At 66.3% G+C, this 20,416-nt stretch carries 16 protein-coding genes; 7 read left to right on the top strand and 9 right to left on the bottom strand.

What is annotated here, in order from left to right:
* Positions 1-9 precede the first annotated feature (9 nt).
* Both ppc and ABNW52_RS04355 read left to right on the top strand, forming a co-directional pair.
* Positions 10-2,718 (top strand): phosphoenolpyruvate carboxylase, encoded by a 2,709-nt coding sequence (ppc, locus tag ABNW52_RS04360; RefSeq protein ID WP_349584523.1) that lies wholly within the window; start codon positions 10-12, stop codon positions 2,716-2,718.
* Between the two features lie 156 nt (positions 2,719-2,874).
* Entirely contained in the window at positions 2,875-3,465 is a 591-nt protein-coding gene (locus ABNW52_RS04355) for a DUF1003 domain-containing protein (RefSeq protein WP_349584520.1), read from the top strand.
* On the opposite strand, the gene ABNW52_RS04350 is transcribed toward ABNW52_RS04355, so the two are convergent.
* Together ABNW52_RS04350 and ABNW52_RS04345 are read right to left on the bottom strand one after the other, a co-directional pair.
* Positions 3,462-3,797: a DOPA 4,5-dioxygenase family protein gene (locus tag ABNW52_RS04350; RefSeq protein ID WP_349584517.1), complete on the bottom strand. Its 336-nt coding sequence runs from the start codon at positions 3,795-3,797 to the stop codon at positions 3,462-3,464. The genes ABNW52_RS04355 and ABNW52_RS04350 overlap by 4 nt on opposite strands.
* A 70-nt stretch (positions 3,798-3,867) precedes the next feature.
* Positions 3,868-4,008 (bottom strand): hypothetical protein, encoded by a 141-nt coding sequence (locus ABNW52_RS04345; protein WP_349584514.1) that lies wholly within the window; start codon positions 4,006-4,008, stop codon positions 3,868-3,870.
* Positions 4,009-4,102: 94 nt separating this feature from the next.
* On the opposite strand from ABNW52_RS04345, the gene ABNW52_RS04340 reads away from it, so the two are divergent.
* Both ABNW52_RS04340 and rarD read left to right on the top strand, forming a co-directional pair.
* Positions 4,103-5,008: a LysR family transcriptional regulator gene (locus ABNW52_RS04340; protein WP_349584511.1), complete on the top strand. Its 906-nt coding sequence runs from the start codon at positions 4,103-4,105 to the stop codon at positions 5,006-5,008.
* 152 nt (positions 5,009-5,160) lie between these two features.
* Complete coding sequence (gene rarD, locus ABNW52_RS04335) at positions 5,161-6,060, top strand: EamA family transporter RarD (protein ID WP_349584508.1); 900 nt, start codon at positions 5,161-5,163, stop codon at positions 6,058-6,060.
* Between the two features lie 27 nt (positions 6,061-6,087).
* Here rarD and ABNW52_RS04330 read toward each other — a convergent pair whose 3' ends face one another.
* Positions 6,088-7,281, bottom strand: a complete 1,194-nt coding sequence (locus tag ABNW52_RS04330) for a winged helix-turn-helix domain-containing protein (RefSeq protein ID WP_349584505.1) — start codon at positions 7,279-7,281, stop codon at positions 6,088-6,090.
* A gap of 259 nt (positions 7,282-7,540) precedes the next feature.
* Here ABNW52_RS04330 and ABNW52_RS04325 point away from each other — a divergent pair, with 259 nt between their 5' ends.
* Together ABNW52_RS04325 and ABNW52_RS04320 are read left to right on the top strand one after the other, a co-directional pair.
* Positions 7,541-9,400: an ABC transporter ATP-binding protein gene (locus ABNW52_RS04325; RefSeq protein WP_349584502.1), complete on the top strand. Its 1,860-nt coding sequence runs from the start codon at positions 7,541-7,543 to the stop codon at positions 9,398-9,400.
* 345 nt (positions 9,401-9,745) lie between these two features.
* Positions 9,746-11,569 carry a phosphoenolpyruvate carboxykinase (GTP) gene (locus ABNW52_RS04320; protein WP_349584499.1) on the top strand — a complete coding sequence of 608 codons (1,824 nt, stop codon included), beginning with the start codon at positions 9,746-9,748 and terminating at the stop codon, positions 11,567-11,569.
* 186 nt (positions 11,570-11,755) lie between these two features.
* On the opposite strand, the gene ABNW52_RS04315 is transcribed toward ABNW52_RS04320, so the two are convergent.
* From ABNW52_RS04315 to ABNW52_RS04290, 6 genes are all read right to left on the bottom strand, one after another.
* Complete coding sequence (locus ABNW52_RS04315; RefSeq protein WP_349584496.1) at positions 11,756-12,397, bottom strand: tetratricopeptide repeat protein; 642 nt, start codon at positions 12,395-12,397, stop codon at positions 11,756-11,758.
* Positions 12,398-12,510: 113 nt separating this feature from the next.
* On the bottom strand, positions 12,511-14,118 hold the full coding sequence (locus ABNW52_RS04310; RefSeq protein WP_349584493.1) for a response regulator: 1,608 nt from the start codon (positions 14,116-14,118) through the stop codon (positions 12,511-12,513).
* Positions 14,119-14,589: 471 nt separating this feature from the next.
* Positions 14,590-14,802, bottom strand: coding sequence for a YdcH family protein (locus ABNW52_RS04305; RefSeq protein WP_349584490.1), 213 nt, complete (start codon positions 14,800-14,802; stop codon positions 14,590-14,592).
* A gap of 77 nt (positions 14,803-14,879) precedes the next feature.
* Entirely contained in the window at positions 14,880-15,521 is a 642-nt protein-coding gene (locus ABNW52_RS04300; protein ID WP_349584488.1) for a phosphorylase family protein, read from the bottom strand.
* 73 nt (positions 15,522-15,594) lie between these two features.
* Positions 15,595-15,837: a hypothetical protein gene (locus ABNW52_RS04295; protein WP_349584485.1), complete on the bottom strand. Its 243-nt coding sequence runs from the start codon at positions 15,835-15,837 to the stop codon at positions 15,595-15,597.
* A gap of 251 nt (positions 15,838-16,088) precedes the next feature.
* Positions 16,089-18,941, bottom strand: a complete 2,853-nt coding sequence (locus tag ABNW52_RS04290; RefSeq protein WP_349584482.1) for a sensor domain-containing protein — start codon at positions 18,939-18,941, stop codon at positions 16,089-16,091.
* Positions 18,942-19,160: 219 nt separating this feature from the next.
* On the opposite strand from ABNW52_RS04290, the gene yedA reads away from it, so the two are divergent.
* Positions 19,161-20,033, top strand: a complete 873-nt coding sequence (yedA, locus tag ABNW52_RS04285; RefSeq protein ID WP_349584480.1) for a drug/metabolite exporter YedA — start codon at positions 19,161-19,163, stop codon at positions 20,031-20,033.
* Positions 20,034-20,416: the final 383 nt, after the last annotated feature.

The raw sequence follows: 20,416 nt of genomic DNA, 5'->3' as shown, positions 1-20,416 counted from the left end.
AAACAGAGCATGACAGATCTGGACAAGGACTTGCCGCTGCGCGAAGACCTCGCGCGCCTTAACCGCTTGCTGGAGGCGCTGCTGCGCGAACAGGCCGGCGACGACGTGGTGGACGAAATCCGCGCCATCCCGGCCGGCGCGCTGCAGCACGACCGCCGCACCGACGAGCTGGTGCAGCGGCTGACCCCGGCGGCAACCAGTGCGCTGGTGCGTGCCTGCGGCCTGTATTCGCAGCTGTTCAATATTGCCGAAGACCTGCACCACGCCCGCCGCCGCCGCGCGCACCAGCGTGCCGGCAGTGCGCCGCAGCGCGGCAGCCTGTCGCGCGCCTTGTCCACCATTCACGAAGCCGGCGTGCCGTTTGCCCAGCTCAATGCCGCGCTGCAGGATGCCAGCGTCAGCGCCGTGCTCACCGCCCACCCCACCGAGGTGCAGCGCCAGAGCGTGCTGGACGGCCACCGCGCGGTGCGCAAGTTCCTGCAACAGCTGTCTTCCGTCGAGATTACTCCGGAAGAAGAGCAGGAAGTGGAGGCCAAGCTCACCCGCGTGATCCACGCCTTGTGGCAGACCACCGAGATCCGTCCGTTCAAGATGACGGTGGCTGACGAAATCGAAAACGGCGTCGCCTACCACCCGCTGTCGTTCTTCCAGTCCATCCCGGCGCTGTACGACCGCCTGGGCAAGCAGATCCGCGAGCTGTGGGGCGAGCAGGCCGACATCCCGTCCTTCCTGCGCGTGGGCAGCTGGATCGGCGGCGACCGCGACGGCAACCCCAATGTCGACGCCGGCGTGCTGCGGCATGCGGTAACGCGCCAGGCCGAGGTGGCGTTCAAGCATTACTTCTACGAACTGGCGGGTTTGTATCGCGAACTGTCGCTATCGCAGCGCCACGTGCAGGTATCGGCCGGGGTGAAGTGCCTGGCCGCCGCCTCGCCGGACACCGCCATCAGCCGCAAGGAAGAACCGTACCGCCTGGCGCTGGCCGCCATCGAAGGCCGGCTGTCGGCCACGGCGGCCAACCTTGGGCTGCCGCTGCGCGGTCGCTGGACGGCGGGCAACCCGTACCACAGCGCCGTTGAACTGCAGGCCGAGCTGCAAACACTGATCGATTCGCTGATCGAGCACGGCAGCGCGCTGCTGGTGGACGGCCGGCTGGGCAAGCTGCAGCGCGCGGTGGACGTGTTCGGCTTCTACCTGATGCCGCTGGACCTGCGCCAGCACGCCGAGAAACACGCCGGTGTGGTCAGCGAGCTGTTCGCCCACGCCAACCTGGAACAATACGACGCGCTGGACGAGGCGGCGCGCGTGCGCGTGCTGCTGCGCGAGCTGGCCACCCCGCGGCTGCTGTACTCGCCGTTCCTCAGCTACAGCGCCGACAGCGAGAAAGAGCTGGCCATCTTCCGCGAGGCGGCGCTGGTGCAGCACCAGTTCGGTGACGGCGCCATCGCGCAGTGCATCATCTCCAACTGCGCCAGCGTGTCCGACATCCTGGCGCTGGCGCTGCTGTGCAAGGAATGCGGCCTGCTGCGCCTGGACGGCGGCGTGCCGGCCATCAGCCTGAATCTGGTGCCGCTGTTCGAAACCATTGCCGACCTGGACGCCTCCGCCAGCATCATGCAGCAGCTGTTCGCGCAGCCGTGGTACCAGCAGCTGCTGAAGAGCCGCGGCGGGGTGCAGGAAGTGATGCTCGGCTATTCCGACAGCAACAAGGACGGCGGCTACGTCACCAGCCAGTGGCAGCTGTACCAGGCCGAGCAGCGCCTGGTGCGCGTGTTCGACAACGCCGGCATCAAGATGCGGCTGTTCCACGGCCGTGGCGGCTCGGTGGGTCGCGGCGGCGGTCCGTCCTACGAGGCGATCATGGCGCAGCCGGCCGGCACCGTGGTTGGCCGCATCCGCATTACCGAACAGGGCGAGGTGATCACCGCCAAGTTCGCCGATCCGGACAACGCCACCCGCAATCTGGAAGCGCTGGTGGCGGCGACACTGGAATCGACGCTGGCGCACGGCGACAGCCGCATCACCGACGAAAGCGCGGTGGCGGAGCTGTCCGGCCACGCCTTCAAGACCTACCGCGCGCTGGTGGAGTCCGACGGTTTCATGCAGTACTTCATGGAAGCCACCCCGATCGGCGCCATCGCCAAGCTCAACATCGGCAGCCGCCCGGCGTCGCGCAAGACGCTGGCCAGTATCAAGGACCTGCGCGCCATTCCGTGGGTGTTCTCCTGGTCGCAGTCGCGGGTGATGCTGCCGGGCTGGTACGGCTTCGGCAGCGCGGTGCGTGCGTTCCTGGATACCCACGGCGAGGAAGCCGGCCTGACGCGCCTGCGCGAGTTGTACGCCGGTTCGCCGTTCCTGCAGGTGATGCTGTCCAACATGGAGCAGGTACTGGCCAAGGCCGACCTGCAGATATCGCGCCGCTACGCCGCGCTGGTGGGCAACGCGGCGCTGGCCGACCGCCTGTTCGGCCGCCTGCAGGCGGAGTACGACGCCACCCTGGCCGCCTTCTTCGCCATCACCGGCCAGGACAAGCTGCTGCAGGGCAACCCGACGCTGGCGCGCTCGCTGGACACCCGGCTGCCGTACCTGGATGCGCTCAACCTGCTGCAGGTAGAGCTGCTGAAGCGCCTGCGCGATAACCCGGACGACGAGGACGCGCTGTACGCCATCCACCTCACCATCAACGGTATTTCCGCCGGCCTGCGCAACAGCGGTTAACGCCAGTCTGCTCGCGTGCAACGGGCCGCCCCTCGGGCGGCCCGTTTTGTTTGTCGTTGCCGGCGGCTACATGTGGACACATGCAGATACAGCCGGCGGCACGGCAATGGCAGGACAATGGCGGCAGAATCCATTCCATCCGTGCGGAGGTGCAGCATGAATCCCACCAGCAAAGACATCAAATACCTGGCCGAACACCTGCTGCATACCGGGGTGGGCGGGCTGGCCGAGCGCGAGCTGCAGGCGCTGATGCGCATCTCGCGCAAGCTGCAGTCGGTGCGGCCGGAGCACGCGCTGCCGGACCGGGGGCCGACTTTCGGCGAACGGCTGGCCGACCGGGTGGCCGAGTTTGGCGGCTCGTGGACCTTCATCATGATTTTCGGCAGCTTTCTGGTGAGCTGGGCGTTCATCAACAGCGAGCTGCTCGGCACCCGTGCCTTCGACCCGTATCCGTACATCTTTCTCAACCTGATGCTGTCGATGCTGGCGGCGATCCAGGCGCCGATCATCATGATGTCGCAGAACCGGCAGACGGCGCGCGACCGCATGACCATGATTCGCGACTTCGAAGTGAACCTGAAGGCCGAGGCGGCGATCGACGGCCTGCACAAGCGCATGGATCACCTGACCTGGGAGCTGCTGTCGGACCTGGACCTGATCAAGCAGGGCCAGCGTCAGCTGTTGCAGCAGCCGGGCAAGCAGCCGCCGTCAGCGCCGGAGGCGGCCGACCAGCCCGGCGGCGATTAGCTGCGGCTCAGGGTGTCCAGCTTCAGCGCCAGCGGCTGGCCCAGCCAGCTGGCGGCCGTGGTGTGGGCGGCCAGCTCATCGGCCAGTTGCGGATGCAGCAGCACCGGCAGCGGGCCGCGGTGTTGTTCCAGCAGCGCGCGTACCGCCGGCAGCAGCGTGTCGGCAAAGTCGATCTCGAACATCGGCCGGGTGTGCGGCCCCACCTCGCGGTGGATCAGCCGCCCCAGCCAGCAGCCGGGCGGCAGCTGTGCGGCCAACGTGGTGTGCAGTGCGGCGGCGAACTCGGCCTGTTCCGGCAGGAAGTAGACGTGGGCGTGGTAGATCACTGACATGGCAGCTGGCGTGGCGGGAAAACGGCATTGTAGCCGCGGACGGCAGCGGCGGCTGCCGTCCGCATGGCCATCACAGCCAGCGGCCGCGGCTGAGGCTTTCGGCCTGATGACGCAACTGCTCCAGTGTGCGCTCGGCGCAGGATAACTGGGTGTCGGGCAGCAGCGTCCAGCGGCTGGACCAGTAGGTAACTAGGCGGCGTAACAGCTTCATGGCATCCTCACTGTTGAGTGGTTGGCGTAGTTGTCAGCCTAATCTGCTGATCGGTGCAGATAAACCGCAGTTTCCTTGATGGTTTGTCGAGAAAATGAAAACAATGCCGTCGCCAGACGAAGTGCTGGCATTCGAAGCGCTGGCGCGCTGCGGCAGCTTCACCGCCGCCGCCGAGGCACTGGCTTGCACCAAGAGCATGGTCAGCCTGCGGCTGAAGGCGCTGGAAAAACAGCTGGGCGCGGTGCTGGTGTTGCGCACCACGCGGCGGCTGGCGCTGACCGAGGCCGGCCAGCGCATGCTGCCGCACGCCCAGGCGCTGCGGCAGAGCCTGCTGCAGATGCAGCCGGCGGTGGACAGCGCACAGTGCGCGGTGGAAGGGCCGCTGGTGGTGAGCACCTATGTATCGGTGTCGCAGCTGCTGGCGCCGATCCTGGCGGATCTCGCCCGCGAGCAGCCCGGCCTGCGGCTGCGGCTGGAGGTGAACAACCGCGTGCAGGACCCGATCGCCGACGTGTTGGACTTCTGCCTGCGCTCGCGCAAGGTGCACGACGAGTCGCTGGTGGCGCGGCCCTTGGGCTGGGTGGAAGAGGCGCTGTACGCCACGCCGGACTACCTGGCGGCGCAAGGTTGGCCGCAGACGCCGGATGAACTGGCCACGCACCGGCTGATCATGGACGGCAGCTGCCTGACGCTGTGCCGTGGTGCGGAGCTGCACCCGCTGCAGCCGGCGCCGCCGCTGCTGGACTGCAATCTGTACCAGAACAACCTGATGCTGACGCTGCAGGGTCATGGCATCGGCGCGCTGCCGGATTTCCTGGTGCAGCCGGCGCTGGTCAGCGGCCAGCTGCAACGCGTGCTGCCCGGCTGGTACAGCGACCGCTGGCCGGTGTTCCTGGTGCACCCGTACCGCCAGCCGATGCCGCGCAAATACCAGGTGTTCCTCGATTTCGTGCTGCCACGCTTGCGCGCGCTGCTGCAGCCGGAGCACCCGGCGCCGTAAACGCGCGGCCGCCGCACACGGCGGACTGGCCTGGCGCTGGCTGATGTGGATCGCGGGCGGCCAAGATGGCGGCGCGCCGCGGCCACGGCAGGCTTGCTGCTGCGACGCAGCACAGGCAGCATAGCGCCTCCACCCTAGCCAACGGTTTTGTCATGTCCCACCCCACCGCCCCGTCGCCGCGCGGCATCGCGCTGTCGCTGCTGGCCTCGTCCCTGTTTGCCATGCTGCCGGGCTACGTCACCCTGCTGGCGCCGCTGGACAGCGTCGCCATCTTTGCCTGGCGCATCGTCTGCACCCTGCCCGGGGTGCTGCTGATCCTGCAGCTTTCCGGCAAGATGCCGCTGTTTGTCGCTACCTGCCGCCGTCTGTGGCGCGAGCCGAAACTGCTGCTGCTGGTGCCGTTGATGGCGGCGCTGATGGGGGTGCAGCTGTGGCTGTTCCTGTGGGCGCCGTTCCATGGCCAAGTGGTGGCGGTGTCGCTGGGTTACTTCCTGGCGCCGCTGGTGATGGTGCTGGTCGGCCGCCTGTTGTACGGCGAAAAACTGTACCGGCTGCAGGCCATTGCGGTGGCGCTGGCGCTGCTGGGGGTGGGGCACGAGATCTGGCTGACCCAGGGCCTGGCGTGGCCGACGCTGCTGGTGGTGCTGGGCTATCCGCCGTATTTCGTGCTGCGGCGCATGACCGGGCTGGATGCGGTGTGCGGCTTTGCGCTGGAGATGGCGCTGATGCTGCCGCTGGCGTTGTTGATGCTGGCCTGGCAGCAGCCGTCTGGCTGGATCGTGCTGCACGAGATCAAATACTGGCTGCTGCTGCCGGGGCTGGGGCTGGTCAGCTCGGTGGCGCTGCTATGCAATATCGCCGCCAGCCACCTGCTGCCGATGGGGCTGTGGGGGCTGCTGGGCTATGTCGAGCCGGCGCTGCTGTTCGTGCTGGCCATTACCTTGCTGGGCGAACCGGTTACCGCCGGCGCGCTGCTGACCTACGGCCCGATCTGGGGGGCGATCCTGCTCACCGGCATCCACACCCTGCGCCAGCAGCGCCGGCTGGCGTGAACGCTGCGGCCAACGTTGGCCGCAGGCTTACCAGCCGTCCGGCACGCTGCCGAAGCGCAGCTGCGGCGTGCCGTGCCAGTCGGCGGCGCGCTGCAGCGCGGTCATGATGTCGTCGCGCAGGCGCTGGCTCAGGCGCACGCCCGGCTCCAGGTACAGCGCCTTCACTTCGAACACTCCCTGCGCGCGGTGCGCCTTGGCGTCCAGCCGCCCCACCAGCTTGCCGCGCACCAGCAGCGGCAGCACGAAGTAGCCGTACTGGCGCTTGGGCGCCGGGGTGTAGCACTCGATGCGGTAGTCGAAACCGAACAACTCGCTGGCGCGCTTGCGGTCCCACACGATGGGGTCGAACGGCGACAGCAGGCTGCAGGCGCTGGCGCCGAGCTTGCCGTCTGCGGCCAACGTCAGTTGCTCGCACAGGCTGTGGTGCACGAAGAAGTCGCCCTTCAGCCCGTCTACCCGCACCGGCAGCAGCTCACCGCCGTCAGCCAGCGCGTGCAGGCTGGCGCTGTCGTTGCCGCGGCGCAGCCGGTAGTAGTCGGCCACCCAGCCGGTCTTCACCAGCCCCAGCGCGCGGCAGCTGGCGCGGATCATGTCCTGCCGCGCCTCGTCATCGGCGGGCAGGTGGGCGGCGTCGTCCCACTCCGGCAACACGCGCTCGGCGATGTCGTACACGCGCTGGAAGTTTTGCCGTTCGCGCACCATCAGCCGGCCGCTGGTGAACAGCACTTCCAGGTGGCGTTTTTCCGGTTTCCAGTCCCACCAGCCGTTGCCCTTGCCGCCCTGGCGCTCGAAATCGCGCGAGCGCACCGGGCCAGCCTCGCGGATGTGGGCGATGAGTTGTTCGATGTCGGCGTGGTGCTTCTTCATCCACTCCACCGAGAACTTCCAGCCCATCGCCGCCGGGTTCAGCATGCGGTGGCGCAACAGGCGGTAGTCCTCGCGCGGCACGAAGCAGGCCTCGTGCGCCCAGTATTCGAACAGCGCGCCTTCGGCCAGCAGTTCGTCCAGCCAAGCCGGGTCGTAGTTGCCTAGGCGGCTGAACAGCACCAGGTAGGGGCTGCGCGCCACCACGCTGATGGTGTCGATCTGCAGCAGCGCCATGCGGCGGATGGCGGCCAGCACATCGGCCTTGGTTGCCTTGCGCCGCGGGGTGGTCAACATGCCCTGGGCGGCGAGGTGCAGCGCGCGGGCGGCGGGCAGGGATAACTGGGGGTGGCTCATGATGACATCCGGGCAGAAAACACTGTGTGCAGCATAACGCAGGCGGCAGAACACGTTGGCCGCATTAAAATCCAGAATGGGCCGGCGGGTGTGCCGCAGCGGCACCTTGCCGCAGCGGCACCTTGCCGCAGCGTGGCCTTGGCGCGGTACTGGCCGATTGGCCGGGGCGCGTTGCAAGCTATTGATGCCAATGTTATTTTTCGCCTCCCTGATAACCTGACCGCGATGGCGATCCCGCAGCGGCAAAGGAGTGTTCTTTATGTTCTCGTGGTTCGAGCGTCGTATCGACCCCTATCCCGACACCCCGCCGGCGCAGCCGCCGGCTGGGTTCCTGGCGTTTGTCTGGTCCGCCACCGACGGCCTGCGCGGCCTGATCCTGGCCATGACCGTGTGCACCGCCATCATCGGCGCCTTCGAGGCGCTGCTGTTCTCCATGCTCGGCTCGATTGTGGACTGGCTCAGCCATGTGCAGCCGGATCAGCTGTGGGCCAAGGAAAAGCACAATCTGCTGCTGCTGGCCGGCATCCTGCTGGCCAGCCCGCTGCTGATCGCGCTGCAGGCGCTGTGCAAATACCAGGGCCTGGCCGGCAACTTCCCGATGCGGCTGCGCTGGCATTACCACCGCCACCTGCTGGGCCAGAGCATGAGCTTCTACCAGGACGAATTTGCCGGCCGCGTCTCCGCCAAGGTGATGCAGACCGCGCTGGCGGTGCGCGATACGGTGATGATCGTCACCGATATCCTGGTATTCGTGGTGATCTACTTTGTCACCATGGTGGCGGTGGCCGGCAGTTTCGACCGCCTGCTGCTGTGGCCGTTCGTCGCCTGGCTGGTGCTGTACGTGCTGACGTTGCGCTTCTTCGTACCGCGGCTGGGGCGCGCCGCCAAGGCGCAGGCCGACGCGCGCAGCCTGATGAGCGGCCGCGTTACCGATGCCTACACCAATATCGCCACCGTGAAGCTGTTTGCGCACAGCGCGCACGAGGCCGGCTTTGCCAAGAGCGCGATGCGCGAGTTCATGGCCACCGCCTACCGCCAGATGCGGCTGGTCAGCGGCTTTGAAGTGGTCAACCACGTGCTGAGCATGGGGCTGATCGCCAGCACCGCCGGCGCCACGCTGTGGCTGTGGAGCCGCGGTGAGGTGGGCATCGGCGCGGTGGCGGCGGCCACCGCCATGGCGCTGCGCCTCAACGGCGTGTCGCACTGGATCATGTGGGAGATGTCCAGCCTGTTCGAGCACATCGGCACGGTGCAGGACGGCATCAACACCCTGGCGCGGCCGATTGCCATTACCGATGCGCCGGGCGCCAAGCCGCTCAAGGTTGGCCGCGGCGAGATCCGCTTCGACAACACCACCTTCGCCTATGGCGGCAGCAAGCCGGTGATCGACGCGCTGAACCTGACCATCCGCCCGGGCGAGAAGATCGGCCTGGTCGGCCGCAGTGGCGCCGGCAAGTCCACCATCGTCAACCTGCTGCTGCGCTTCTACGACGTGGAGGGCGGCCGCATTCTGATCGACGGCCAGGACGTGCGCGAAGTGACGCAGGACAGCCTGCGCGCGCAGGTGGGTATGGTGACGCAGGACACCTCGCTGCTGCACCGCTCGGTGCGCGACAACCTGCTGTACGGCCGCCCGCAGGCCAGTGACGAGCAGATGATCGCCGCCGCGCAGAAGGCCGAGGCGCACGAGTTCATCCTCGGGCTGACCGACCCGCACGGCCGCAGCGGCTACGATGCCCATGTCGGCGAGCGCGGCGTGAAGCTGTCCGGCGGCCAGCGCCAGCGGGTGGCCATCGCGCGGGTGATGCTGAAGGACGCGCCGATCCTGTTGCTGGACGAAGCCACCAGCGCGCTGGATTCCGAGGTGGAAGCGGCGATCCAGGGCAGCTTGTACCGGCTGATGGAAGGCAAGACCGTGGTGGCCATTGCGCACCGGCTGTCTACCATCGCGGCGATGGACCGGCTGATCGTGCTGGACAAGGGCTGCATCGTGGAAGAAGGCGACCACGCCAGCCTGCTGGCGCGCGGCGGCTTGTACGCGCGGCTATGGGCGCACCAGAGCGGCGGCTTCCTTGGCGAGGAGCTGGACCCGGACGAAGAGGCGGCGCTGACCAGCTAGGGCGGCGCTGCCGCAGGCAACAGCCCGGCCTGGCCGGGCTGTGTTGCTGTTACCGCACGGGGGGCGGGTGGCTGGCGGGGCAGGATTTTGCAATAAAGTAGTTTTCACACTACTTTACGTTTGCGTAAACCCGCTGTTTTGCGCTTTTTGCGCAACAAAAAGCCGTGCGTGATGCATAAAAAGCGTCGTGTAGCGGCATATTTCGGTCGCCTTTGAACCTTTGCGACTACAGCTCGGCGATAATGCCGCAGCCCCCGTTTCAGGGCGGCCTACCAGACCCGCCCTGTCGTCTGGCTCAAGGGCGTGTTTTGTCGGCTGCTCTGCTGTCCAACTGCAGAGGTAACCATGTCGTTGCAAGCCCCTTCCTATATCCAGCATCAACAACTGATCAACTGGGTGGCTGAAGTTGCCGCCCTCACCAAACCGGCCGCCATCCACTGGGTGGATGGTTCCGAAGCCGAGAACCAGCAACTGCTGGCGCAGATGGTGGCCGCCGGCACCCTCAAGCCGCTGAATCCGGCCAAGCGCCCCAACTCCTACGCCGCCTTCTCCGACCCGTCCGACGTGGCGCGAGTGGAAGACCGCACCTTTGTGTGCAGCGAAAAGCGCGAGGATGCCGGCCCCAACAACAACTGGCAGCAGCCGGCCGAGATGCGCGCCACGCTCAACGGCCTGTTCGACGGCTGCATGGCCGGCCGCACCATGTACGTGATCCCGTTCAGCATGGGTCCGCTGGGCAGCCCGATCGCCCACATCGGCATCGAGATTACCGATTCGCCGTACGTGGTGGCGTCGATGCGCATCATGACCCGCATGGGCCGCAATGTGTACGAAGTGCTGGGTAGCGACGGCGACTTCGTGCCGTGCGTGCATTCCGTGGGCGCACCGTTGGCCGCCGGCGAGGCCGACCAGCCGTGGCCGTGCAACCCGGACACCAAGTACATCGTGCACTTCCCGGAATCGCGCGAGATCTGGTCCTACGGCTCCGGCTACGGCGGCAACGCGCTCTTGGGCAAGAAGTGCTTCGCGCTGCGCATCGCCTCCACCATGGGCCGCGACCAGGGCTGGCTGGCCGAACACATGCTGATCCTGGGCGTGGAAAATCCGCAGGGCGAGAAATCCTACGTCGCCGCCGCCTTCCCCAGCGCCTGCGGCAAGACCAACTTTGCCATGCTGATCCCGCCCAAGACTTACGATGGCTGGAAAGTCACTACCGTGGGCGACGACATCGCCTGGATCAAGCCGGCTGCCGACGGCAAGCTGTACGCCATCAACCCGGAAAACGGCTACTTCGGCGTGGCGCCGGGCACCTCGGAGAAATCCAACCCCAACGCCATGGCCATGCTGCGCGAGAACGTGATCTTCACCAACGTGGCGCTGACCGATGACGGCGATGTGTGGTGGGAAGGCATGAGCAAGATCCCGCCGGCACACCTGATCGACTGGCAGGGCCAGGACTGGACGCCGGAAATCGGCAAGCAGACCGGGCGCAAGGCAGCACACCCGAACGCGCGCTTCACCGTGTCCGCCAAGCAGTGTCCGTCGCTGGATACCGCCTGGAACGACCCGGCCGGCGTACCGATCTCGGCCTTCATCTTCGGCGGTCGCCGCTCCAGCACCGTACCGCTGGTGTTCGAAGCCGCCAGCTGGGAAGAGGGCGTATACCTGGCCGCCACCATGGGCTCGGAAACCACCGCCGCCGCCTTTGGCGCGCAGGGCGTCACCCGCCGCGATCCGTTCGCCATGCTGCCGTTCTGCGGCTACCACATGGGCGACTACTTCAACCACTGGCTGCAGATGGCCGGCAAAGTGTCGCAGCTGCCACGCATTTTCTGCGTCAACTGGTTCCGCACCGACAAGGACGGCAACTTCCTGTGGCCGGGCTTCGGCGACAATATGCGCGTGCTGGAGTGGATGGTTGGCCGCGTGCAGGGCCAGGCCGAGGCGCAGCGCAACGCGCTGGGCTGGGTGCCGGAATACGCGCACTTGAACTGGGCCGGGCTGGATGAGTTCAGCGCCGAGCACTTTGCGCAGCTGATGGCGCTGGATGCGCAGGCTTGGCAGCAGGAGCTGGCGGCGCACGACGACTGGTTCGCCAAGCTGGCCGACCGCCTGCCGCCGCAGCTGGCCGCGCATCGTAGCAAGCTGGCCGCCGCGCTGGCGGGTTAAGCCGGCGCTGCATGAGCAAGGCCGCCCAAGGGGCGGCCTTTTTTATGGCCTGTCATGCGGCGGCCAACGTTGGCCGCAGGGCTGTGGATAACCTTATCCACAGCTGGCGGCGGAAAACAGTGCTGCCACTGGTTTCGTGACGCATGTCTGCGTCACTAATTGCTAATGCATTGATTAGCAATGGTTTTATGGTGACGGTGACGGGCTGATGCGTCGTGCCAGCGCGATGGCTTTCAGGCTGGCGGCCACATCGCCCTGCACCCCGGCGCGCGCATACCAGCGGATGGCGCTTTCCAGATCCTGGCTGATACCGTCGCCATGCTCGTACATGCTGGCAATCAGGTATTGCGCGCCGGCATCACCCTGTTCCGCCGCCTGCTGATACCAGTACGCCGCCATGCGCAGATCCTGCTTCACGCCACGGCCAAGATAGTACTGGGTGCCCAGATCCAGCTGCGCCACGCGGTGGCCCTGCAGCGCCGCGCGCATGAACCAGTGCGTGGCCTGGGGCTGCGAGCGCGGTACGCCGTCGCCGTTTTCGTACAGCAGTCCCAGCGCGTACTGCGCTTGCGGCAGATGTCTGTCCGCCGCCACCCGCAGCCAGTGGATGGCCTTGTCGCGGTTCACCGGTACCGATTCGCCACGCCAGTGCATGATGGCCAGATTGAACGCCGCCACGCGGTTGCCATCGGCGGCGGCGCGCTGAAAGCGGTCGCGCGCCTGCTGCCAGCGCCCGGCCTGATAATCCTGCCAGCCTTCAATATCGGGTAGTGGCGGCGCTGCCTGAGCCAGGCCGCTCAGCAGCAGCAAAAACCAGGGCAGTCGCATGATCGCTCCTTTACCGGTTGCGGGTGCAACATCAGGCGCGCCTTGCGGCCAACGTTGGCCGCAAGGCCTGAGGGCTTGGACAGCTGCCGCGGTAAAAAGTCGCGCCGGACGGCTTATTCTTCGGAGATTTCGGCGGCGGCGGCGGCCTTGTGCAGTTTGTCCAGTGCGCGCTGGAAGCCCTGCACCCGTTCGTGCTCCAGTGGCAGCCAGCTCATGATTTCATGCACCTGCTTGATGCTTTCGGCGTCGCCCTGCTGCAACAGCAGCGCACAGGCATTCATGCCCAGGCGTTCGTTCAGCGTCTCGCGTGCGGTTTCATACAGCAGCCGTGCGGCGGCGGCCTTGTTCTTGTCCTTGGTCAGCGCCACGGCCTCGTCGTTGGTGACCTGCAGCTTGGCGTAGGCGTCGTGGATGGTCTGCGCCAGCGCCTCGCGCTTGCGCGTCATCGCCGACAGCTGCTCCACGTCCTGGTGGGTGCGCACAAAGCGCATCGCCAACTGGTGTATCCACTGCGCGCCGCAATAGCCTTCCAGCTCCGGCGGCAGGCGTGCCACCGCTTCCAGGAAGCGCACGCCGCTGCGCCACGCCAGCCGGCCTTCGCCCAGCAGGGCGGCGGCCTGGCGCAACGATTCCTGCGCTTCGGCATAGGCCTGGCGTCCGAGCAGGCTGACGGCACGGCAGACATGCGGCAGGAAGGCGTCCTGCCCGTTCTTGAACATGTTCGACAGCTGGTTGGCGATCTGGTCCATCTTGTCGGTATTGCCGGCCTCGCTGTGCGCCTGCAGCAGATCGACCAGCACGTCCGGGCCGAAGGCGCTGTTGTTGCGGCCAACCTGTACCGCTTTTTCCAGGAATTGCGCCGCCTTGGCCGGGTCGCCGGAGTTCAGCGCGCTTTCGCCGGCCAGGCACAGGCGGCGGAAGTTGCGCGGCGACAGCGACACCGCTTTTTCCAGCACCGCCAGCGACTCGGCAAACTGGCCACAGCGCGCCAGGTTGTGCGCCAGCGTGTCGTAGGCATCGGTGTAGTGCGGGGCTTCCTCGATGATTTCCTGCAGCAGCGCCGAGCTTTCCTCCGGCTTGTCCTGGGCGTGCAGGATGCGCGCCATGCCCATCTTGGCCCACGGGATCACCCGCAGCTGCATGATCTCGCCGTAGCGCTTGGCGGCGGCATCGTATTGCTCCTGCGCCAGGTGGGTTTCCGCCAGCAGCCGCAGCACATCCAGCTTTTTCACCATGGTGTCGGCCTTGGGCAGCAGCTCCTGCAGCAGCTCGATGGCCTCCTTCTCACGGCCGCTCATCAGCGCCTCATGCGCCGGGCGCAGGAAGAACTTGCGGGTAAACGCCAGGTGCATGCGGTCCAGCAGCATCTGGCTGGAGAACGGCTTGAGAATGTAATCGTCCGGGGCGACCTCGGCCGCCGCCACCACCCGCTCGTAGCTGCGCTCGCCGGTGATCATGATCCACACCGAGGTCAGCGGAAAGGAGCCGGAGCTGCGCAGCTGCTCCAGAATCTCTTGCCCGTTCATGCCTTCGCCCAGGTGGTAGTCGCACAGCACCACATCGAACTGGCGGTTCTTCAGCCGGCTGAGGGCATCGGCGGCGTTGGCGCATACCTCGGAACGGGTAATGTCGACATTGCCCAGCATGGCGCGCAGCGACTGTCGGATGGTCAACGAATCATCGACGATCAGGACAGTGGTTTTTTCGTTCAACTCACTCACGAGCGCTCATTCCCAAGAATCTGTGTTGTGGTACCGGCTGGTTGGTCGGCGGGGGCGGCCGGTATTTCTATAAACTATAAGCTATTGTCAGCTTGTAAATGATTAAGTCATCTGCAAGTTATGACTTGAAGATATTGGCGAGAGGCAAATTGTCGCCAAACTGACATAAATCGCTACGTTTGTACGGTGGCATCCCGTCATGCGGAGCGCGGCCAGGCATGACGACACGGTGGAAGCGGGACATTTTCTGACGCTGCGCCAGCCACCATTTGCACACGCGCTGCTCGCGCAGCAACTGCCGGGCATGGGTGGCGGCGTTCCACCGCGGCGGACTGGCCCTGGTCGACAACCCGGACTGCGAGCCGCTGTTGGCCACCCCCGGCTAGTACCGTCGCCCCGGCGTGCGGCTGGTGTCGACATGCAAAAACCCGCCATCCAGCAGGAATGGCGGGTTTGTTGTTGGCGCTCGCTTCAGGCGGCGGCTTTGAGGATCACGTACAGCTCGTCCTTGAGCTTCAGTTTTTCTTTTTTCAGGCCTTCGATCTCCACCGGCGAAGCGGTTTCGATGCGCGCCTCCATGTTCTTGATCTGCTGATCCAGCTCGTTGTGACGGTCGAACAGGCGGGAAAAGTGGGCATCTTCGATTTTAAGCTTGCTGATCAGGTCGCGGAATTCCGGAAACATGATGACTCCTTGGGTGGGGTTGGTAACGTGCTCGTTTCAACACCATGCTATGGCTGGCCGCGGGCGCTTACTTTGATCTAGGGCACGAAACCACCTGGCATGGCCGATGGCTGGGCGGCCGGTTCGGCGGTATCCAGACTGTCCAGCAGCCGGTGCAGCCCGGTGGTCAGTGCCTGCACCGCGCCGGCCATGTCCCAGTCGTCATGGCCGGGTTTGACCACGTTGGAAATGGCGCGCAGTTGCAGGAACGGCACGCCTTCCTCGCGACAGACGTGGAAGAACGCCGCGCCTTCCATGTTCTCGATATCCACGCCGCGGCTATCGATAAACGGCGCCAGCGCGGCATTCAACGAGGCGCTGCGCGCCAGTGGAAATGGCGCCGCTGCCGGCAGGTGATGGCAGGGCAGGGTATGGCGGCGCACGAAATCCATGTCCAGCGGCAGGTGCGCCAGATGGGTAAAGCCTTCCGGGGTGAAGAAGCCCAGGTCGGCCTCTACTTCGGACGCCACCAGCACCACATCGCCGATCGCCAGATCGGCATGCGGATACATGCCGGCAATGCCGGCCAGGATCAGCAGTGATGGGCGCTGCTGCTGGATGGTTTTCAGCGTGCTGTAGGCGGTAGCGGTCAGGCCGACGCCGCTGATGACGGTGTGCACGCCGTCACGCTGGAACAGGGCCGCCTCGCTGGCGGTGGGAAACAGGACACAGATGCTCATGGCAGCTCCTTGTGGCGGGCTGAACGGATACCCGGATTGTAGCCGCCCGCGTGCCGCAAGGTTGGCCGCCGCCTCAGGCCACGGTGTCGATCAGGCTGCCGATGGCTTTCAGTCCCGCCACGCCGGCCAGGCCGGCCACGCCCAGGGTGGCAAGATCGGCGGTTTCCGCCGCCGCGCGTACCACGCCGACGCCGACCGTGGTGGCGCCGCCCAGCGCCTCGCTGCTGCCGGTGACCACCTTGCCGACGCCGCTGCCAACCTGGCGCAGGCCGCTGCCGATGGTGGTGCCGGCCGAAATCAGACCATTGATGCTCATCTGTCGCCCTTTCCATGTGCTTGCCAATGTACCGGCATGTGTCTGCCTTGTTGCTGCGTGTAGCCTAGTGTGTCGACGACAGTAAAAACACTGTCAGATTGTTTCCGGTCAGACACAAAGCGGACACAAAGGCGGGCAGCCGCACTGCGGCGCCGCCGGCCGGCTGGGCGGGAGATGTCCAGGCCCGGGCGGGGTGTGCGGAATGGGCGTGCAGGGGCGATGCGCGGCCGCCGGGCGCGCGGGTGGGGCGTCTAGAACGTCCTGCGCTGGCGTAGCAGCGCTTCGAACTCCGCCGCCGGCAGCGCCCGGGCAAACAGGAACCCCTGGCCGAAATCGCAGCCGGCCTCGCGCAGCCAGTCGTGGTGGGCGGCCAGTTCGATGCCTTCCGCCACCACGCGCATGTCCAGCCGGTGCGCCATGGCGATGATGGCTTCGCACAGCGCGCGGTCGCTGCCGTCGGTTTCCAGGTGGCGCACAAAGGACTGGTCGATCTTCAGGTAGTCGATGGCGAACTTCTTCAGGTAGGACAGCGAGGAGTAGCCGGTGCCGAAGTCGTCCAGCGACACGCGGATGCCGCACTGGCGCAGCGCGTGCAGCTGGGTGCTGACCTGGTCGCGGTTGTCCAGCAGCAGGCGCTCGGTGATTTCCAACACCACGCTGTCGCCGGGCAGACCGTGCGCGGCCAACTGTGCCGGCCATTGCAGCAGGTTGGCGTTGTCGGCAAAGAACTGGATCGGCGACACATTGACGCTGATGTGCAGCTGCGGCTGCAGCTGCCGCCACTGCTGCAGCTGGCGGCACACTTCGGCAAACACCCAGCTGCCCAGCTCCACGATCAAGCCGCTGTCTTCCGCCAGCGGGATGAACTCGGCCGGGCTGATCCAGCCGCGTTCCGGATGCTGCCAGCGCAGCAAGGCCTCGGCGCCGCGGATGCGGCCATCGTGCAGCGCCAGGATAGGTTGGTAGTGCAGGCGAAACTGCCCGCAGGCCATGGCCTGGCGCAGGTCCTTGCCCAGCCGGACCCGCGTCTGCGCCGCCAGCTGCATCGACGGCGTGAAAAAGCAGCTGCGGTTACGCCCCTGGCCCTTGGCGGCATACATCGCCTGGTCGGCGTTTTTCAGCAGGGTTTCCAGCTCGCTGCTGTCGTCCGGGCAGATGGTGATACCGATGCTGGCCGACAGGTAGGCGATATCGTCGCCCAGATGGTAGGGCGCACTCAGCGCCAGCAGGATGCGTTCGGCCATCTCGCCGGCCTGCTGCGCGTGGTCCAGCGTGCTGACGATGACGGTGAATTCGTCGCCGCCCAGCCGCGCCACGGTATCGATGTGGCGCACGCAGGTCTGCAACCGCTGGGCGGCCAGCTGCAGCAGCTCGTCGCCGGCGCGGTGCCCCAGGGTGTCGTTGACCTCCTTGAAATGGTCCAGGTCCAGCAGCAGCAGTGCCAGTTGCAGGCCGTCGCGCTGGCTGCGGGCGATCTCCTGCGCCAGCCGGTTCTGCAGCATGTGGCGGTTGGGCAGCCCGGTGAGCTGGTCGAAGTTGGCCTGCTGCCAGATCAGCTGCGAGTCCTTCTTTTTCTGGGTGACATCGCGACAGGAAACCAGCACGTGGCTGGTGTCGCCCAGCACCACCGCGGCCAGCTGCAGGTCGGCGTCGAACTGGCTGCCGTCCGGGCGGCGGAAGCGCCATTCGCACTGCAGCAGGTGCTGCTGTTGCGTCAGCGACAGATAGTGCTCGGTCAGCATGGCGGCTTCGCGGCCATCCGGCTGCGTCGGCGGCGACAGCGCGCACGGCGACAGTCCCAGCAGGTCGTTTACTTCGCAGGCGAACAGCCGCGCCGCCGCCGGGTTGGCATCCACGATATGTTGGCCGCACACCACCAGCACGCCGTCGGCAGAGGCGGCAAACAGCGCGCGGTAGCGCTGCTCGCTTTCCTGGCGCGCACTTTCCGCGCGCACCTGTGCACCCAGGTCGATGTCCAGACAGAACAGCATCAGCTGGTCGCCGGTATTCACCACGGTATGGCTGGAGTGCACGTCCACCAGGTGGCCGTCCTGGTGCTGCAGCTGCAGGTGCGCCGCCGGCGCGCCCTGTTGCTGCGCGAACATCCAGTGCACCTCCTGTCGCACCGCCTCGCGCGCCGGCGGCGGAATGATCAGCTCGTACAGCGAGCGGCCGATGGCGTCCTGCGCGTCATAGCCGTACAGCAGCGTCGAGGCACGGTTCCAGTACAGCACGGTGCCGTCCGGGGCATAGCCCTGTATCGCCAGCGCGTCCACGTTTTCGAAGATGGCGCGAAAGCGCGCCTCGCTGGCGCGCAGCGCCTGCTCCGCCTGCTTGCGGATGGTGATGTCGCTGATGCTGCCCACCATGCGCGTGGGCAGGCCGTGCTCGTCCCATTCCACCACGTTGCCGCGGTCCTGCACCCAGACGATGCGGCCGTCGCTGCGGTAGATGCGGTGCTCGCTGTAGTACGGCGCCTCGCCGCGCAGGCAGCGGGCAATCAGGCTGTTGACCGCCAGCTGGTCGTCTTCGTGCACCTGGGCGACGAAGTCGGCCAGCGGGTGCTGTTCCTGGTCGTGGGCGATGCCGGTGATCTCGCTCCAGCGGCTGTTGTGTTGCAGCATGCCGCTGCGCGTGTCCCAGTCCCACACCCCCTCGCCGGTGGCCTGCATCACGTAGCGCAGCGTGCGCTCCTGCTGCGCCAGCCGCTCGGTGACCTGGTGCAGGCGGGTGATGTCGCGGCCGATGCCCAGCACGCCCAGCAGCGTGCTGCCAGCATGCAGCGGGGTCTTGATCACGTGCAGCAGCGCGCGGTGGCCGTTGTGGGCGAAGGTCACCCATTCCTCGTTGCTCAGCGCGGTGTTCAGGTGCATTGCCAGCAGGTCGCGGGTGCGGAAAAGATCCGCCAGCTCGGCATCGACAAAATCGCGGTCGCGGCGGCCGATGATGGTGCTGGCCTCGGCGCCGAACAGCTGCTCGAAGGCGCGGTTGCAATACAGGTAGACACCGTCCGGGTCTTTTAGCCATACCGGATCGGGCAGGTGCTGCAGCAGCGAATGCAGCCAGTGGGCATCCGCGAAAAGGGGCGGTCGGGAGTCGGGCATGGCAATGGGCTGGGGCGCTCGTGTGACAGGCAGCGTTTCCAGCATAGGAAGCCCGGCCGACATTTGCCATCCGGCTACCAGTGCGACGTGGCCGGCGGCAGAACAGCGTTTTCTGTGTTTGCCCCTTGTGCGCGGTGCACGCCAGCGGCATTGTGCATGCTCTCGGGCAGGCTAAGCGTTATCTCGGCGCGGTGCAGGCCCCCGCCCGGTATTGATGACATGACCCTTACCCGCCACCAGCTCAAGCTTGCTGCCGCTTTTCTCGCCCTGTATCTGATCTGGGGCTCCACCTACTTCGCCATCCGCATCGGCGTGGATTCCTGGCCGCCGTTCCTGATGGCCGGCACCCGCTTCGTGCTGGCCGGCCTGCTGATGTACGGCTACCTGCGCTGGCGCGGTGCGGCCAACCCCACGCTGGCGGAGCTGAAGGGCTCCGCCATTCTCGGCATCCTGATGCCGGCCATCGGTAACGGCTTCGTGACCCTGGCGCAGAAAGAGGTGTCCTCCGGCGTGGCGGCGCTGGTGGTGGCCACCGTACCGCTGTTCGCCATCCTGTTCGCGCGCCTGTTCGGCCACATCCCGCGCAAGATGGAGCTGGCCGGCGTGCTGCTGGGCATCGTCGGCATCGTAGTGCTGAACATGGGCAGCAACCTGCAGGCATCGCCGGCGGGGGCCGCGGCGCTGCTGTTCGCCTCCGCCGGCTGGGCGCTGGGCTCGGCGTGGAGCAAGCATCTGACCCAGCCCAAGGGGCTGATGTCCAGCGCGATGATGATGCTCACCGGCGGCATCGCGCTGCTGCTGGGCAGTTTCGCCAGTGGCGAGCAGCTGCTGGCGCTGCCGCCGCTGTCCGGCTGGCTGGCGATGCTGTACCTGGCCGTTTTCGGCTCGCTGATCGCCTACACCGCCTACATGTTCCTGCTGCAGCACGTCAGCGCCGCCGCCGCCACCAGCTACGCCTATGTCAATCCGGTGATCGCGGTGCTGCTGGGGGTCGGCCTGCTGGGCGAGCACATCGGCGCGGCCGAGTTGCTGTCGATGACCATCATCCTGGCCGGCGTGCTGCTGATCGGCTGGAAGAAGGCGCCGCGCTAGCACTCGCTGCCACCAACATCGAACCGCCCGGCTGGGCGGTTTTTTCTTGTGTGCGGTGATTGCGCACATCGCTTGTGCTTGCGCGTCGCGACGGCCAACGCTTACCGCGTACGCTGGCTGCCGCCGTCACGGCTGGGTAATCCGCGTCGTGGATAGCAAACCCGATGCGGCCAACGTTGGCCGCAACCATGCCCCCTCGCACCGCAGTGTTGCGTTTTTGATACCTTTCCAATACCAGTTTCCCCGTTCACCCGACACCCCGCAGCGCCAGCACTGGCAAGGCCCGGCATTTTCCGGTGCTGATTTCCGTTGAAAATGCTGCGTTGCAGCGTTGCCAATATCGGTGACTGGTCTACAACTGGTATTGACGTGGTTGGGTAGTG

This window comes from Vogesella oryzagri, from assembly GCF_040148885.1.
In the GTDB taxonomy this organism is placed as follows: Bacteria; Pseudomonadota; Gammaproteobacteria; order Burkholderiales; family Chromobacteriaceae; genus Vogesella; species Vogesella oryzagri.
This window is presented reverse-complemented; position numbering and strand designations above follow the sequence as displayed.

Bases quoted from the DNA above. Each gene is read 5' to 3' on its own strand.
- ABNW52_RS04315 (WP_349584496.1), bottom strand. From the start codon at position 12,397: ATGCGACTGCCCTGGTTTTTGCTGCTGCTGAGCGGCCTGGCTCAGGCA.
- ABNW52_RS04325 (WP_349584502.1), top strand. From the start codon at position 7,541: ATGTTCTCGTGGTTCGAGCGTCGTATCGACCCCTATCCCGACACCCCG.
- ABNW52_RS04350 (WP_349584517.1), bottom strand. From the start codon at position 3,797: ATGTCAGTGATCTACCACGCCCACGTCTACTTCCTGCCGGAACAGGCC.
- ABNW52_RS04300 (WP_349584488.1), bottom strand. From the start codon at position 15,521: ATGAGCATCTGTGTCCTGTTTCCCACCGCCAGCGAGGCGGCCCTGTTC.
- ABNW52_RS04295 (WP_349584485.1), bottom strand. From the start codon at position 15,837: ATGAGCATCAATGGTCTGATTTCGGCCGGCACCACCATCGGCAGCGGC.
- ABNW52_RS04355 (WP_349584520.1), top strand. From the start codon at position 2,875: ATGAATCCCACCAGCAAAGACATCAAATACCTGGCCGAACACCTGCTG.
- ABNW52_RS04305 (WP_349584490.1), bottom strand. From the start codon at position 14,802: ATGTTTCCGGAATTCCGCGACCTGATCAGCAAGCTTAAAATCGAAGAT.
- ABNW52_RS04320 (WP_349584499.1), top strand. From the start codon at position 9,746: ATGTCGTTGCAAGCCCCTTCCTATATCCAGCATCAACAACTGATCAAC.
- ABNW52_RS04290 (WP_349584482.1), bottom strand. From the start codon at position 18,941: ATGCCCGACTCCCGACCGCCCCTTTTCGCGGATGCCCACTGGCTGCAT.
- ABNW52_RS04345 (WP_349584514.1), bottom strand. From the start codon at position 4,008: ATGAAGCTGTTACGCCGCCTAGTTACCTACTGGTCCAGCCGCTGGACG.
- rarD (WP_349584508.1), top strand. From the start codon at position 5,161: ATGTCCCACCCCACCGCCCCGTCGCCGCGCGGCATCGCGCTGTCGCTG.
- ABNW52_RS04340 (WP_349584511.1), top strand. From the start codon at position 4,103: ATGAAAACAATGCCGTCGCCAGACGAAGTGCTGGCATTCGAAGCGCTG.
- ABNW52_RS04330 (WP_349584505.1), bottom strand. From the start codon at position 7,281: ATGAGCCACCCCCAGTTATCCCTGCCCGCCGCCCGCGCGCTGCACCTC.
- yedA (WP_349584480.1), top strand. From the start codon at position 19,161: ATGACCCTTACCCGCCACCAGCTCAAGCTTGCTGCCGCTTTTCTCGCC.
- ppc (WP_349584523.1), top strand. From the start codon at position 10: ATGACAGATCTGGACAAGGACTTGCCGCTGCGCGAAGACCTCGCGCGC.